We start from the raw sequence: 1,737 nt of genomic DNA, 5'->3' as shown, positions 1-1,737 counted from the left end.
TATTGGTGGGGAGAAGGAGAGGTGAAGTTCTACATAGACGGTGACCTGGAATACCCCACGATTTGCGGAACGGGAATGGAAGATTACTTTGGCGGCTCCTGGAGCTTTGCTTCCCAGGAAGAACATAAGACCGTGGAAAATACCTATTCTACTCCATATCTGGGTTATCCTTATTATTCCAGGCATGATGAGCTGGTTTTCCATCCCTATCATAATGATGATTGTCCGCCTATGAGAGGATTTTACCGGTGGCATATACCGGATCCGGTGTTTTTCGAAGAAGATCTGCGGGTGACGGTTCAGCAAATCGGTGTCTCACACAATGGTTTATTTGAGCGGCAGGACGATCTCTCTAGTGTGTCATACTGGTATCAGTCAGAGCCACACCAGGCGTTTCCTAAATTGCCCTGCAGAGAAAAACGCTGGCCCAGATAGGCCTAATTTTAAAGACAGAATATCATGCAGTTATATTGTAAATCAAAATTCCCTGTGATAAAATATAGGTATAAATTTACAAAGGGGATACATTTTGAAGAAAACATGTACATATATAGGTGCAGCCTTACTTTCTATTCTACTGCTTAATGGCTGCGGAAATAAAGTTACGGTAATAGAGCAGCCTTCATTCACTTCTGGCAGTGAAATGGAAGCAGATTATTCGACAAAGGCAGTTAAAGTCATGGAGCAGGCAGATAACCGCTCCAATGATCCAATGGAAAATCTCTATAGCTTTACCATAAAATTGGGCAAACAGAAGCTGACATTTCCCATGAGTTATACCGCTTTAACCGATAAGGGATTTCAAACAACAGATTCCCTGCGCCAGGAACTAAACCCTCTTGAGATATCAGAGGATAAGCTGTTCATCCATGATGGAATAGCAGTATATGCCCAGTTTTTTAATGACACGCCAAATGTTCAGAAACTGGTAGACTGCAGTGTGGCGGGAATCATTATAGATACTTCTATGCTGGCCGATGATACTGACCGGGTAGTGTTGCCAAAAGGGGTTACGCTGGGTGTTTCTACACGGGCGGAGATCGAGTATTTATACGGACCACCTGACAATACCTATGAGCTGGAAGGGGACACACAGCTTTCCTATGAATACGATTCCGGACAGAATATACTGTTAAATACCGATCATGATACAAAAGTCGTGGACAGTATAGATTTGCACTGTTATAAGCCTATTTCCAGGAATCTGCAGCTGCAGAGCAGGGCGGTAATGGAAGTGGATGTTATAAAAGAAAAAGAGGAATCTTCCCGCTACAAGCAGCCTGTTGACCTGGGAGATGATATTTACAGTTCCGTTGTGGAATTCGATCATGAGCTATATGAACTGCCGGCACCTGTGAAGGAATTTTTGGACCATGGATGGACGTTGGAACAACTGGTATCCAATGTGGAAAATGAGAACCAGGAGGTGTCCGGGATGTCCAATTCCCAGATCATTCTAACGAAGATGGATCAAGACCTGCAGACCACAGTGAAGAATTACAGTACTACGCCCGAGTCTGTGGAGGATTGTTATGTGACGAATATATCCGCAGGTTCCAAAACTGCAGATGTAGAAATCATGCTTCCAACAGGAATAACCAGAGGGATGTCGGGAAAAGAACTCAGAAAATTATTAAAAAAAGTAAAGTATACGAAAGAACAAACTCCAAAATCCACGGTTTATATCGTCCGAAAAGGAGAAAACGCGCCGGCTGTTACGGAAATTATTCTGGATTC

At 43.3% G+C, this 1,737-nt stretch carries 2 protein-coding genes; both read left to right on the top strand.

All coding sequences use genetic code 11. The features are described 5' to 3' along the window. The coding region (locus tag ACH2DQ_RS03910; protein ID WP_395025653.1) for a DUF2961 domain-containing protein at nt 1-435 on the top strand (435 nt) is incomplete at its 5' end. Nucleotides 436-529: 94 nt separating this feature from the next. After that, on the top strand, nt 530-1,737 hold a 1,208-nt coding region (locus tag ACH2DQ_RS03905), incomplete at its 3' end, for a hypothetical protein (protein ID WP_395025649.1).

The organism is Robinsoniella sp. (genome assembly GCF_034124845.1).
The sequence above is the reverse complement of the archived record's forward strand: the minus strand, read 5'-3'. Positions and strand labels throughout refer to the sequence as shown.